Annotated in this window: 10 protein-coding genes; 5 read left to right on the forward strand and 5 right to left on the reverse strand. The window is 69.5% G+C overall.

What is annotated here, in order from left to right:
- The first annotated feature begins 2 nt into the window (after positions 1-2).
- The 4 genes from ACO2Q1_RS12730 to ACO2Q1_RS12745 all read left to right on the forward strand — a co-directional run bounded on the left by ACO2Q1_RS12730 (position 3) and on the right by ACO2Q1_RS12745 (position 5161).
- On the forward strand, positions 3-1565 hold the full coding sequence (locus tag ACO2Q1_RS12730) for a Mur ligase family protein (RefSeq protein ID WP_423329846.1): 1563 nt from the start codon (positions 3-5) through the stop codon (positions 1563-1565).
- Between the two features lie 7 nt (positions 1566-1572).
- The gene (locus tag ACO2Q1_RS12735) at positions 1573-2757 is read left to right on the forward strand and encodes an FtsW/RodA/SpoVE family cell cycle protein (RefSeq protein ID WP_423329847.1); all 1185 of its coding nucleotides are present in this window, start codon (positions 1573-1575) and stop codon (positions 2755-2757) included.
- A 119-nt stretch (positions 2758-2876) separates the two neighbouring features.
- A complete protein-coding gene (gene murG / locus ACO2Q1_RS12740; RefSeq protein WP_423329848.1) occupies positions 2877-3959 on the forward strand; it encodes an undecaprenyldiphospho-muramoylpentapeptide beta-N-acetylglucosaminyltransferase in 1083 nt (360 codons plus the stop codon).
- A gap of 56 nt (positions 3960-4015) precedes the next feature.
- Entirely contained in the window at positions 4016-5161 is a 1146-nt protein-coding gene (locus ACO2Q1_RS12745; RefSeq protein WP_423329849.1) for a mechanosensitive ion channel family protein, read from the forward strand.
- On the opposite strand, the gene ACO2Q1_RS12750 is transcribed toward ACO2Q1_RS12745, so the two are convergent.
- The 4 genes from ACO2Q1_RS12750 to ACO2Q1_RS12765 form a co-directional block, all read right to left on the reverse strand.
- A complete protein-coding gene (locus ACO2Q1_RS12750) occupies positions 5121-6437 on the reverse strand; it encodes a hypothetical protein (RefSeq protein WP_423329850.1) in 1317 nt (438 codons plus the stop codon). The two genes, ACO2Q1_RS12745 and ACO2Q1_RS12750, sit on opposite strands and share 41 nt — an antisense overlap.
- Positions 6438-6528: 91 nt before the next feature.
- Entirely contained in the window at positions 6529-6969 is a 441-nt protein-coding gene (locus ACO2Q1_RS12755; protein ID WP_423329851.1) for a surface-adhesin E family protein, read from the reverse strand.
- Positions 6970-6979: 10 nt separating this feature from the next.
- On the reverse strand, positions 6980-7801 hold the full coding sequence (gene map / locus ACO2Q1_RS12760) for a type I methionyl aminopeptidase (protein WP_423329980.1): 822 nt from the start codon (positions 7799-7801) through the stop codon (positions 6980-6982).
- Between the two features lie 88 nt (positions 7802-7889).
- The gene (locus ACO2Q1_RS12765) at positions 7890-8342 is read right to left on the reverse strand and encodes a MarR family winged helix-turn-helix transcriptional regulator (protein WP_423329852.1); all 453 of its coding nucleotides are present in this window, start codon (positions 8340-8342) and stop codon (positions 7890-7892) included.
- A 50-nt stretch (positions 8343-8392) separates the two neighbouring features.
- Here ACO2Q1_RS12765 and ACO2Q1_RS12770 point away from each other — a divergent pair, with 50 nt between their 5' ends.
- A complete protein-coding gene (locus ACO2Q1_RS12770; RefSeq protein WP_423329853.1) occupies positions 8393-9055 on the forward strand; it encodes a glutathione S-transferase family protein in 663 nt (220 codons plus the stop codon).
- On the opposite strand, the gene ACO2Q1_RS12775 is transcribed toward ACO2Q1_RS12770, so the two are convergent.
- A complete protein-coding gene (locus ACO2Q1_RS12775) occupies positions 9052-12489 on the reverse strand; it encodes an AAA family ATPase (protein ID WP_423329854.1) in 3438 nt (1145 codons plus the stop codon). The genes ACO2Q1_RS12770 and ACO2Q1_RS12775 overlap by 4 nt on opposite strands.
- Between the last annotated feature and the right edge of the window lie 25 nt (positions 12490-12514).

The following is a 12514-nucleotide window of genomic DNA, read 5'->3' on the forward strand; positions in this document are numbered from 1 at the left end:
TCATGATCCCCGTTCCCGGCTTTGAAGGCAGGCGGGTCGCGGTCTTCGGCCTGGGGCGGTCGGGGATCACGGCGGCGCGCGCCCTGCAGGCCGGGGGGGCGATCCCGATCCTGTGGGACGACGGCGTCTCGGGCCGGATGCAGGCCGAGGCCGAAGGGTTCCGGGTCGAGGACCTGACGACGGCCGACTGGTCCGATTTCGCGGCCCTGGTGCTGTCGCCGGGCGCGCCCCTGACCCATCCGAAACCGCACTGGACGGTGGATCGGGCGAAGGCGGCGGACGTGCCGGTCATCGGCGACATCGAACTGTTCGCCCGGGCCGTGGCGGCCCTGCCCGAAGGCGAGCGGCCCCGGGTCGTGGCCATCACCGGCACCAACGGGAAGTCGACGACCACGGCCCTGATCGGCTGGGTGCTGAAACAGGCCGGGCTGACGGTCCATGTCGGGGGCAATATCGGCATCGGCGTCCTGGCCCTGCCGGAGCCGACGCCGGACGCCGTCTATGTGATCGAGGTGTCCAGCTACCAGCTGGACCTGACCACCAGCTTCGCGCCCGATGTGGCGATCCTGACCAACATCAGCCCCGACCATCTGGATCGCCATGGGGGGATGGAGGGGTATGTGGCGGCGAAGGCGAGGTTGTTCGGGGCCATGTCCGGCATATGTCAGACTGACCGAGATGACGCCAAACTTGCTCTTGTCGGTGTCGATGAAGGGTCAGGTCTGGATATCTACCGCGATCTCCAGTCGCGTGGCTGGGTGGTCCAATATGTCAGGACCCATCCTTCTCCCCTCGGGGGAGAAGGTGGCTCGCGTAGCGAGACGGATGAGGGGGCTCTGTCCGGGGCCTCATCGGATGAAAATGGCTCGTGGCGCCAACCCCCTCATCCGAGCCCTCCGGGCCCACCTTCTCCCCCGAGGGGAGAAGGATATTCTGCGTTAGCTCAGGCGATCAGGCTCGATGGTCAACTGATCGCTGATCTATCTGCGGCCCGTTCTCTGCCTGGCCGCCACAATGGACAGAACGCCGCCTTCGCCTATGCCGCCGCGCGGGCCGTGGGCGTGTCCCACGACGACGCCGTCTCAGGCCTTATGTCCTTCCCCGGTCTCGCCCACCGCATGGAGACGGTCGGCTTCCTGGACGACGTCCGCTTCGTCAACGACTCCAAGGCCACCAACGCCGACGCCGCGCGTCAGGCTCTGGCCGCCTATCCGTCGGTGTTCTGGATCGCGGGCGGCCGCGCCAAGGACGGCGGTATCGACGACCTGAGCGATCTGCATTCCCATATCGCCCGCGCCTATCTGATCGGCGAGGCGGCCGAGGCGTTCGCGGCCAAGCTCACCGACGTCGATCACGTCATCGTCCATACGATGGAGGCGGCGGTCCAGGCGGCGGCGCGGGACGCGGCCGCTGCGGCCCAGCAGGACCGAGGCGGAGAGCAGGTCGTCCTGCTCAGCCCCGCCTGCGCCAGTTTCGATCAGTATCCGGATTTCGAGGCGCGCGGCGAGGCCTTCCGCGCCGCCGTCCTGAACCTCGGCGCCCAGCCGCTTGCAGCGGGAAAGTGAGGCCGTGATGAGCGACAGCGCGTACAGCCGCCCCTTTTCTCGCAACGATTCCGGCCTGATCGCGCAATGGTTCTGGACGGTCGATCGCGGCCTGCTTCTGGCGGCCCTGATCCTGATGGCGACCGGGGTGGCGCTCAGCTTCGCCTCCAGCCCGGCGGCGATCCTGGCCGATGAATCGATCACCGATCCCTTCCACTATTCCTGGCGGATGATGGTCTGGGCCGGGGGCGGGGTGACCCTGATGTTCCTGATGTCGCTGATGTCGCCCAAGGGGGTGCGGCGCGTCGCGGTCCTGACCCTTCTGGGCGGGATCCTGGTCATGGCGGCCCTGCCGTTCATCGGCAATGAGGTGAAGGGCGCCGCCCGCTGGATCAACCTGGGTCCGTTCGGCCTTCAACCCAGCGAGTTCGTCAAACCCAGTCTGATCGTCTTCGCCGCCTGGATGTTCGCCGAGGGTCAGAAGGGGCAGGGGGTGCCGGGTGTCAGCATCGCCTTCGGCTTCTGGGCCCTGGTCGTCGGCCTGCTGTTGATCCAGCCCGACATCGGCCAGACCCTGTTGATCACGGCCACCTTCATGACGGTCTTCTTCCTCGCCGGGGTGCCTCTGAAATGGATGGCGGTGCTGGCCACGGCCGGGGCGGGGGGGCTGGTCAGCCTGTATTTCACCTTCGGCCACATGCGCGACCGCCTCAGCCGCTTCACCAGCCCGGAGACCACCGACACCCACCAGATCGACCGAGCGTCCGAGGCCATCGGCGCCGGGGGCCTGTTCGGGCGCGGGGTGGGCGAGGGGGTGATGAAGCGGTACGTGCCCGATCTGCACACCGACTTCATCTATTCCGTGGGCGCCGAGGAGTTCGGCCTGATGCTCAGCCTGACCATCATCGGCCTGTACGCCTTCATCGTGGTGCGCGGCATGCGCCGGGCGATGAAGCTGAACGATCCGTTCGAACAGACGGCGGCGGCGGGTCTGTTCACTCTGATCGGACTGCAGGCCTGCATCAACATCGCGGTCAATCTGAACCTGATCCCGACCAAGGGCATGACCCTGCCCTTCATCAGCTATGGCGGCTCGTCCATGCTGGCCATGGGCCTGACCATGGGGTTCGCCCTGGCCCTGACCCGCCGACGGCCCGGCGCCTATGAGCCCGGCGCAAGCTTCTCGCGGCCGGGGCGGCGTATCCTGTCATGAGGGGTGAAGAGTGCTAGTGAATGGTGATTGGCTCCTGATGTCGACATCACGCTGGCCAGCTCGACTCACTTGTCACTAGCACTCTTCACCCTTCGAGAAGCTCCAGCCAGAGAGCGAGCATGAACTCCAAAGTCTGCGTCGTCGCCGCCGGGGGCACCGGCGGTCATATGTTCCCGGCCGAGGCTTTGGCGCGGGAAATGGCGGCGCGCGGCTGGCGTGTCGTCCTGGCGACTGACCGGCGCGGCGAACAGTACGCCGCGAACTTTCCGGCAGAAGAGAAGCTTTATCTGGACGCGGCCACCGGCTCCGGTCCCGTGGCCCTGCTGAAGGCGGGGGTGGCCATCCTGAAGGGGGTGTCGCAGGCCCGGTCGGCGTTCAAGCGGTTGGACCCCTCCATCGTCGTCGGCTTCGGCGGCTACCCCTCGGCCCCGGCCCTGGTCGCGGCCCTGACGCAGGGACGGGCGACGCTGATCCACGAACAGAACGCCGTGCTGGGCCGCACCAACCGCATGCTGGCCGGGCGGGTGAAGAGGGTGGCCTCGTCGTTCCCGACGCTGGTCCATGCGCCTGCGGGGCTGCAGGCCGATGTGGTCGGCAGTCCGGTGCGGGCCGATATCCGCGCGCTGTTCGACCGGCCCTATTCCGCTCCGGCCGCCGACGGTCCGATCCATGTCCTCGTCACCGGCGGCAGCCAGGGCGCCCGCATCCTGTCGGAGACGACGCCCCGCGCGCTCGCCGCTCTGCCCGAGGCGCTGCGGCGCCGGCTGAAGGTCCAGCAGCAGTCGCGGCCCGAGACCATGGAAACGGCGCGCCAGATCTATCTCAAGGCCGGGATCGACGCCGAGGTGGCGCCCTTTTTCCGCGACATGGCGGCCCGGCTGTCGGCGGCCCATCTGGTCGTCGGCCGGGCCGGCGCCTCGACCTGCGCCGAACTGGCCGTCGCCGCCCTGCCGTCCGTGCTGATCCCGCTGAAGATCGCCACCGACGACCACCAGACCCTGAACGCCCGGGCCCTGACCGACGTCGGCGCCGCCGAGGTGATCCGCGAGGATGACGTCACGGTCCAGCGTCTGACAGCCGCCCTGTCCGACGTCCTGTCCGATCCGGGGCGTCTGGCGAACATGAGCGCGGCGGCGCGGACGGTCGCCATTCCCGACGCCGCCGCACGTCTGGCCGATCTGGCGGAGGCGACCGCGGGATAGGCTGCGTCGACGTTCGCACCTGCGAACAAGATGGTCGGTCGCGCGTTGTCAGTCCCATGCCGACCTTCATCACCGAGCTGACGCGCGAGATCGCGCGCCTGTGGCGCCAATTCGACTGGTTGCCCGAATGGGCGGTGATCGGCCTTGTTCTGGTCGCCTTCGTCGGCGGGGGCTGGCTTGTCCACAAGGTCGTTTTCGGCGTCCTGAGGCGGCTCGTCAGAAGCCGCGACCTGTTCTGGCGCGGCGTGGTCGAGCGGGCGCGGGCCAAGCTGCGGGTCATGGCCATCATCATCGGTCTGGGCATCGCCGTGACGGTCTCGCCGATGGATGTCGAACTGGCCGCAACCCTGCGGTCGGGCCTGCTGATCGCCTTCATCCTGACGCTCGGCTGGTTGGCCTCGGGCGTCCTCGACATGTGGTCGGTGATGCACCTGAGGCGATACAATGTCGCCGTCGAGGACAATCTGCTGGCGCGCAAACACCTGACCCAGACGCGCATCCTGCAGGGCGTCGCCAAGGTGATCCTCGTCATCGTCACCGTCGGCCTGGCCCTGATGACCCTCTCCGGCTTCCGTCAGTGGGGCGTCAGCCTGCTGGCGTCTGCGGGCGTGGTCGGCATCATCGCCGGCCTGGCCCTGCAGCCCGTCCTGACCAATCTGCTGGCCGGCATCCAGATCGCCCTGACCCAGCCGATCCGCATCGACGACGCCGTCATCGTCGAGAACGAGTGGGGCAATGTGGAGGAGATCACCGCCACCTATGTCGTGGTGCGGCTGTGGGACTGGCGGCGCATGGTGTTGCCGCTCAGCTATTTCATCACCAAGCCGTTCCAGAACTGGACACGCGAGAACGCCCGGCTGATCGGCACCGCGATGTTCTACGTCGACTACGAGGCGCCCATCGATCGGTTGCGCGCCGCCTTCGAGGAGATCGTGAAGGCGTCAAAATTGTGGGACGGCGACGTGCAGGTGTTGCAGGTGACCGACATCACCGAGCGCGTGCTTCAGGTCCGCTGTCTGGCCAGCGCCCGTTCGGCGCCCGTGGCCTTCGACCTGCGCTGCGAGATCCGCGAAAAGCTGATGGCCTTCATGCGCGATGACTGTCCGGAAGCCCTCCCGCGCGACCGGTTGATCCTGGGCGCCGGACGGGATGAACCCGAGCTCAGTATGTCGGCGACAGCCTCGCCCGCCCGGTCGTCATGAACTGGGCTTCGGTCAGGGTGACCCGCTCGGTCGGCCAACGGTCCTGGCACAGGGCGTCATGAATCTGCTGTGCGCCGCCGCCGCCGAACCGGCGAAAGGCGGAATCGCTCATGCTGTCCCACACGGCGCCCTTGTCGTCGTGGAACCGGCTGTCCCCCCAGGTTTCGGTCTGGGCCGCGCAGTCGATCGAGGCGCGGCTGGTGACATAGGCGACCTCGCGCCCGTTGCGGGTCGAGGCGTGGGGCGCGAAGACCGTGGCGCGATTGAATGTCACCCGATCGCCGTCTCGGGTCACGCTGGCCGGATCCAGCAGCCACAAGGCGTCTGACACGCTGTTCTCACCCATCACCACATAGGCGGGCGCAGAGGGTTGTGCAGGGCGGCCGCCTTGCTCCGCCGGGCCGCCGGGGGCGTAGTGGTCGCGGACGCCGATCAGGGCGGACCACAGGCCCGGAACCATCTGACTGTCCGGCGGATCGGCAGGCGAGCAGGCGAAGCGGCGGGCGATGTCCAACGGAGAGTTGGGCGAGAAGGCCGGCAGGTCGACCTCGGCCCCGGCGGGACCGACCGGCTGGTTTCCGTCATCATAGGCGAAGGCGGTCAGGCTGCGGCCCGTGGGCGTGTCGCAGGAGAAGCGCATCCGGCTCCAGACATAGCGGGCCCCGGGTATCTCCTCGAAGCTTCGCCCGGCGATGCGCAGGGTCTGGATTTCCATGCCGCCATCGACCTCGCGCACCGAGCGCGGGTCCACGAACCAGCCGAAGTCGTCGCTGGACAGACCAAGAAATTCGAGGTGCTCGGCCAGATCGCCGGTCCGGCGATAGATGCCGGGTCGCTCGCGAACGAGAAAGGGCAGGTTGTAGGCCTCGATCATGGCGGCGTCCGCGTCGGCGACCGGCGCGGCCTCGGGAAACAGGGTCTCGCCTGCGCAGAGCTGTCGGCCGATCGCGGGACCGGCGCCGCTGTCCTGCAGGGGTTGCGGAACCGCGCCGGCAAGTGGCCGCCTGTCGTCCGCCCTCAGAACCACGGCCGATTGTCGCCAGACGCTCAAGGTCGTTCCGGCCGCGCAATCGACGTCGACCCCCAACCAGTAGGGCTCGACACTGGTGTCGAACGAGGTGATCAGCGCCATGCGCGATGTCCGGTCGCTGTCCGATATGTCCGCGTGGACGGCGGCGCGCGCATCGACATGGATCAGCCGCAGGGTCGGCGGCGGCGCGTCCGGCGGCGGCCCCAGCAGCTGCAGGGCGAGGGCGGCGAGAGGGAGGGTGATCATACGGCCGGACCTCGCAGGACAGGCGGCCATTCTGGGCAGGGTGTTGAGCCTGCGCCACGGACGGATCCTGACGACGCCGGTCGGGCCGACGTCAGTCGGCGGCGTCCAGGGCTGTGCGACCCTGGCGCACGGCTTCGACGACCGTGGTCGCGGTGGCGGGCGGCGGGGACGCGGCGCATGCGACCGCCAGCAACTCGGCGGCGTCCCCGCCGGGCGCCGCATCATAGGCCGGCTGGTTATCGGCCATGGCCGGTCCTTCCGCCCCGCCCTCGCGCACCGAAGCGAAGTCCAGGCGGTCGGTGGTATTGGCCGCGCAGTCGAAGCGCCACCAGGACCAGCCGCCCCAGTAGGCGGTCTCGCCGACGCGGAAATCCTTGTCCGCCACCTGAAGCACGCGCATGCGCGAGATGTCGCCGTCTCGTGTGATCGAGGCCGTGTCCGCCGCCTGGGCGAACCGGCCGGCGCCGGTGATGACGAAGGCGTGTCGGGGCACCTCGCCCGGAAGCAGCAGACCGAACAGGAGGGCGATCACCGTGGAGGCGTCAATTGGGCCGGAACAGGCCGGCGGGGCTGGCGGTGAAGATCTCCAGCCCGTCCTCGGTCACCCCGATGGTGTGTTCGCACTGGGCCGACAGGGACTTGTCGCGGGTCACGGCGGTCCAGCCGTCGGACAGCACCTTCACGTGCGGCTTGCCCAGGTTCACCATCGGCTCGACGGTGAAGAACATGCCCGGCTCCAGCTTGGCGCCCTCGCCGCGACGGCCGTAGTGCAGCACGTTCGGGGCGTCGTGGAACAGACGGCCGATGCCGTGGCCGCAGAAGTCGCGCACCACGCTCATCCGGTTGTCCTCGACATAGCGCTGGATCGCATAGCCGATGTCGCCGAAGGTGTTTCCGGGCTTCACCTGCTCCAGCCCAAGGCGCAGGGATTCATAGGTGACGTCGATCAGCTTCTTCGCCCGTGCGTTGATGTTCCCCACCGAATACATGCGGCTGGAATCGCCGTGCCAGCCGTCGACGATGACGGTGTGGTCGATGTTGACGATGTCGCCGTCCTTCAGCACCCGGTCGCCCGGAATGCCGTGGCAGACGACGTGGTTGATCGAGGTGCAGACCGTCTTCGCATAACCCTTGTAGCCGAGACAGGCCGGCAGGCCGCCGCGCTCCAGCGTGTACTCGCGGATGCGGTCGTCGATCTCCTGGGTCGTGACGCCGGGCACGACGAACGGGGCGATCATGTCCAGAGCCTCGGCCACCAGACGGCCGGCCAGACGCATGCCCTCGAAGTCATTCGCCTGATAGACACGAATGGCGCCGGTGCGGACCAGGTTTTCGTCCTGAAGGTCGTCGGGGGTCTCGTACATCTCGCTCAGTTCGGCTCGGGGCAGGAATTGGCCGCTCAATTGGCGATCCTAGCACAAAAGCTCAACCCTGTGGCGTTGCGAACCGTAATCAGTTCAGCAGGGCCAGGCCGGCGCGCAGGGCGCCGCCCCCACCGTCGAGTTCGGCCTCTACCGCCGCATGTTCCCGCACCCAGATGGGGGTCGCGGCGGCCAGCAGATCACGGCCGCGATCGGTCAGGACGAGGCGGCGTCCGCGCCGATCCCTGGGGTCCGTGACCACCGCCACCGCCCCTCTGCGCTCGAGCGGCTTCAGGTTGGCGGTCACCGTCGAGCGGTCCATGGCCAGGAGGTCGGCCACCGCGCCGATGGTCGGAGGCTCTGGTCGGTTGAGACTGTTGAGCAGAGAAAACTGCCCGCTGGTCAGGCCCGTCTCGCGCATGACCTCATCGAACCGCCGCGCCAGTCTGCGCGCCGCGCGCTGGGTATGCAGGCACAGGCAGTGGTCGCGGATGTGCAGGCTCGTGGCGTAGGCGGCCATCCGCTCCGGCGAGGGTTTTGACATGGCTTCTATTATATTGATATCAACATAAAACGTCAATGTGGAGCGCCGCCATGATCCAGGTCACCGCCTTCAAATGGGTGCCGTCGTTCGCCCAGGGCTCGGTTCGCGACATCCGGGTGCGCTGGGCGTTGGAAGAAGCCGGCGTCGGCTATGGCGAGATGCTGATCGGGTTCGAGGACCAGGGCACGGCCGAGTATCGCGCCCTGCAACCCTTCGGACAGGTGCCGGCCTATCGCGAAGACGGGCTGGAGATGTTCGAGAGCGGGGCGATCGTGCTGCACATCGCCGAAAGCTCCGAGGTGCTCATGCCGAAGGATGCGCACGGTCGGGCCCGGGTCCAGTGCTGGCTGTTCGCCGCGATGAACAGCGTCGAACCGTTCGTGGCGGAACTGGCCGGGATCGATCTGTTCAACGCCGACAAGGCCTGGGCAAAGGAACGCCGCCCGGAGGTCGAGGCCATGCTGCGCCGCCGCCTCGGAGACCTGCAGACGGCCTTGGGCGACCGGGCGTGGTTCGCGGACGGGCGTTTCTCCGCTGCGGACATCCTGATGACCCATGTCCTGCGTGACCTGCGTCACACCGACATCGTCGCCGCATATCCGCACCTCGACGCCTATGTGAAACGCGCCGAGGCCCGACCGGCCTTTCAACGCGCCCTGGCCGACCAGCTTGCGCCGTTCAGGGCAGCGGAAATGGCGATGAAGACGCCTTAGGCCACCAGTTTCTCCGCCTGGGTCAGGTCGACGCTGACCAGTTGCGACACGCCCCGCTCGGGCATGGTGACGCCGTACAGGCGATCCATGCGGCTCATGGTCACCGGGTTGTGGGTGATGACGATGAAGCGGGTGTCGGTGCGTTTGCGCATCTCGTCCAGCATACGGCAGAAGCGATCGACGTTGGCGTCGTCCAGCGGGGCGTCGACCTCGTCCAGCACGCAGACAGGCGCCGGATTGGCCAGGAAGACGCCGAAGATCAGGGCCGCCGCCGTCAGGGCCTGTTCGCCGCCCGACATCAGGCTCATCACCGACAGCCGCTTGCCGGGCGGGCAGGCGTAGATTTCGAGCCCGGCCTCCAGCGGATCGTCGGACTCGACCAGCTTCAGCTCGGCCTGACCGCCGTCGAACAGGGCCTCGAACAGGGCCTTGAAGTTGTCGTTGATGACGTCGAAGGCGGCGACCAGACGTTCGCGCCCCTCGGCGTTCAGTTCGTCGATGCCGTCGCGCAACCGGGCGATGGCGGTGGTCAGATCCGATCGCTCGACCCGCATCTGGTTCAGCCGGTCGCCATACTCGACCGCCTCGTCCTCGGCGCGAAGATTGACCGCGCCCATGGCCTCACGCTCGCGCTCCAGACCCATCAGCAGGCTCTCGGCGCCGGCGGCGTCGGGCGGGCGGGCGACGGCGTCGTCGGTCAGCTTCTTTCCCAGATCCTCGGGCGACATCTGGGCGCTTTCGCGGACCACGGCCTCGGCGGAGGCCAGTTTGTCGTCTGCGGCCTCGGAACGGGCGGCCAGCCCGGCGCGGACCTCGCGCGCCTGGCCGGCGGCGGTCTCGGCGGCGCGCAGGGCGCGGTCGGCCTCGGTCGCGGCGGCCTCGACCACGGCGACGGCGTCGGCGGCGGCCCGGCGGCGTTCCTCGGCCGAGCTCAGGGCGTCCATCAGCCGGTCCCGCTGTTGGGCGATGCCCTGGGGCGCGACCTGGGCCGCGACCAGCAGGTCGGCGGTGCGGGCGGCGTCCGCTTCAAGCGTCTTCAGTCGGCCGGCGCTTTCCTTCGAGCGGGCGACCCAGCCTTCCTGCGCCCGGGTCAGGCCGCCCAGGCGCTGGTCGCGGCCCTGGCGTTCGCGGGCCTCGGCGTCGCGATCCGAGCGGGCGGCCTGGGCGGCGTTGCGGGCGGCCTCGGCGGCGGCGCGGGCGGCGCTCAGGTCATCGCGGAGACCCGCGATCGTCTCGGACGGGGCGTCGGTCGTCTGAGCGGCTTCCAGAGCCTGGGCCGCCTCGGCGGTCTCGGCGTCCAGCCGCGCGACGGTCTCGTCCAGGGCCTGGGCGCGGGCCTCGCGGCGGGCCTGGTCGCGGTTCAGGCTCTCCACCCGGTCGCGCGCGGCGGCGACGGTCTTGTCGAGGGCGAAGGGAGCCAGGCGGGCGGCCTTCACCGCCTCTTCGGCGGCGCGGAAGGCCTCGGTCGCCGCCTTCTGGGCGGCCTGGGCGGCGTCGAGGGCGGGCTTGCCCTGGTCGATGTCGTTCTCCAGTTCCGCCAGCCGCGTGCGCTGGGCCAGACGGACGGCGGCCGGACGCGGGGCCTCGGCGCGGCTGACGAACCCGTCCCAGCGATGGAGGTCGCCTTCGCGCGTCACCAGCCGGGCGCCCACCGGCAGGACCCGGGCCAGTTCCGTGATCCGATCCCCGTCGGCGACGCCGCACCAGGCCAGGCGCGCGGCGAGGGCGGGGGGGGCGTCGATCCGGGCGGAAAGGGGCTCGACGCCGGCGGGCCAGCTCGGCCCCGCAGCCTCCGCCCCCGCCCAATAGGCCGAGGCCCGGGGGTCGAGCGCGGCGTCCAGATCGTCGCCCAGGGCGGCGGCGAGGGCGGCCTCATAGCCCTTGGCGGCGCGCACCTTGTCCAGGGCCGGCGGATGGTCGCGGCGGGCCGTGACCAGCAGTTGCGCCAGTCCCCGGGCCTCGGTCTGCAGCCGGCCCAGCCGGTCCTCGGCGGCGCGGGCGGCGGCGCGCGCGTCCTGTTCGGCGCGGGCGCGGTCTCCCCGAAGAGCCTCTGCGGCCTCGACCGCCTCGCGAGCGGCGGCGAGCTCGGCCTGGGCGGTCTGCAGGGCGGTCTGGGCGGCGGCCAGTTCCGGCGTCTCCAGCGGGCCCAGGGCCTCACGTTCACGCCGGGCCTGATCCCGCTGGCTCTGGACACGGGCCAGGCGGGCCTCGGCGTCGCGTTTGCGGGCGGTCTCGGCGTTGGCGCGGGCCTCGACGGCGGCCAGGGTTCCGGCCAGCCGCTCGACCTCGGCGTCGGCGGCGCGACGCGCCTCCTCGGCGGCCAGCAGGGCCTGCTCCAGTTCGGGGCCGCGCTCGGGGGCGGCGGCGATCTCGGCCCGCAGCCGCTCCAGTTCGCTGTTCAGCCGCTCCAGTTCACGGCCGGCGTCCTCGGCCATGCGGTTCTCGCGGTCCTGGTCGGCAGCGATGCGGTCCCGTTCGGCGGTCAGGCGATCGACCTCGGCGCGCGCGGCCTGTTCGGCCATGTCGAGCCGGTCTCGCTCCAGCGTGGCCCTGTGCAACAGGGCGGCGGCGACGGCGTCCTCCTCGCGTGCCGGCTTGAGGCCTTCCTGGGCCTTCAGCGCCTCGGTCTGGGCGCGGCCCGCGGCGGACTGGGCCTCGGCGACGGCGAGATCGGCGGCGCGCAGCTCCTCGCGCGCGGTTTCGGCGGCGAGACGAGCGTCGTTCCAGCGCACATAGACCAGGGCCGACTGCAGGGCGCGGATCTCGGCGGAGATCTTCTTGTACTTCTCGGCCTGACGCGCCTCTCGCCTCAGCCGGTTGAGCGAGGTCTCGAGCTCGCGCCCGATGTCGTCCAGCCGCTCGAGGTTGGTCTCGGCCGCGCGGAGACGCAGTTCGGCCTCATGCCGCCGGGTGTGCAGACCGGCGACCCCGCCGGCTTCCTCCAGAATGCGGCGACGGTTCTGGGGCTTGGCGGCGATCAGTTCGGAAATCTGGCCCTGCCTCACTAGGGCCGGAGAGTTGGCGCCGGTCGAGGCGTCGGCGAACAGCAACTGCACGTCGCGGGCCCTAACCTCCTTGCCGTTGATGCGATAGGTCGAGCCCTGACCCCGGTCGATGCGGCGCGACACCTCCAGCACCGCCGCGTCGGTGAACGGCTGCGGCGCCCGGCCCTGGGTGTTGTCGATGGTCAGCTGAACCTCGGCGTGGCTGCGCTGCGGACGGCCTGAGGCGCCGGCGAAGATGACGTCGTCCATCCCCTGGCCGCGCATGGCCTTGGCCGAGTTGGCGCCCATGACCCAGCGCAGGCTTTCCAGCACGTTCGACTTGCCGCAGCCGTTGGGCCCGACCACGCCCGTCAGGCCAGGCTCGATCATGACCTCCGCCGGATCGACGAAGGACTTGAAGCCGACAAGCCTCAGTCGCTGGAACTGCATGGTCTTCTGGTTAGAGCCGAATCGG

Source organism: Brevundimonas sp. VNH65 (assembly GCF_049445955.1).
Classification (GTDB): Bacteria; Pseudomonadota; Alphaproteobacteria; order Caulobacterales; family Caulobacteraceae; genus Brevundimonas.

Bases quoted from the DNA above. Each gene is read 5' to 3' on its own strand.
- ACO2Q1_RS12765 (WP_423329852.1), bottom strand. From the start codon at position 8,342: ATGTCAAAACCCTCGCCGGAGCGGATGGCCGCCTACGCCACGAGCCTG.
- ACO2Q1_RS12775 (WP_423329854.1), bottom strand. From the start codon at position 12,489: ATGCAGTTCCAGCGACTGAGGCTTGTCGGCTTCAAGTCCTTCGTCGAT.
- ACO2Q1_RS12770 (WP_423329853.1), top strand. From the start codon at position 8,393: ATGATCCAGGTCACCGCCTTCAAATGGGTGCCGTCGTTCGCCCAGGGC.
- ACO2Q1_RS12730 (WP_423329846.1), top strand. From the start codon at position 3: ATGATCCCCGTTCCCGGCTTTGAAGGCAGGCGGGTCGCGGTCTTCGGC.
- ACO2Q1_RS12750 (WP_423329850.1), bottom strand. From the start codon at position 6,437: ATGATCACCCTCCCTCTCGCCGCCCTCGCCCTGCAGCTGCTGGGGCCG.
- ACO2Q1_RS12745 (WP_423329849.1), top strand. From the start codon at position 4,016: ATGCCGACCTTCATCACCGAGCTGACGCGCGAGATCGCGCGCCTGTGG.
- map (WP_423329980.1), bottom strand. From the start codon at position 7,801: ATGTACGAGACCCCCGACGACCTTCAGGACGAAAACCTGGTCCGCACC.
- ACO2Q1_RS12735 (WP_423329847.1), top strand. From the start codon at position 1,573: ATGAGCGACAGCGCGTACAGCCGCCCCTTTTCTCGCAACGATTCCGGC.
- murG (WP_423329848.1), top strand. From the start codon at position 2,877: ATGAACTCCAAAGTCTGCGTCGTCGCCGCCGGGGGCACCGGCGGTCAT.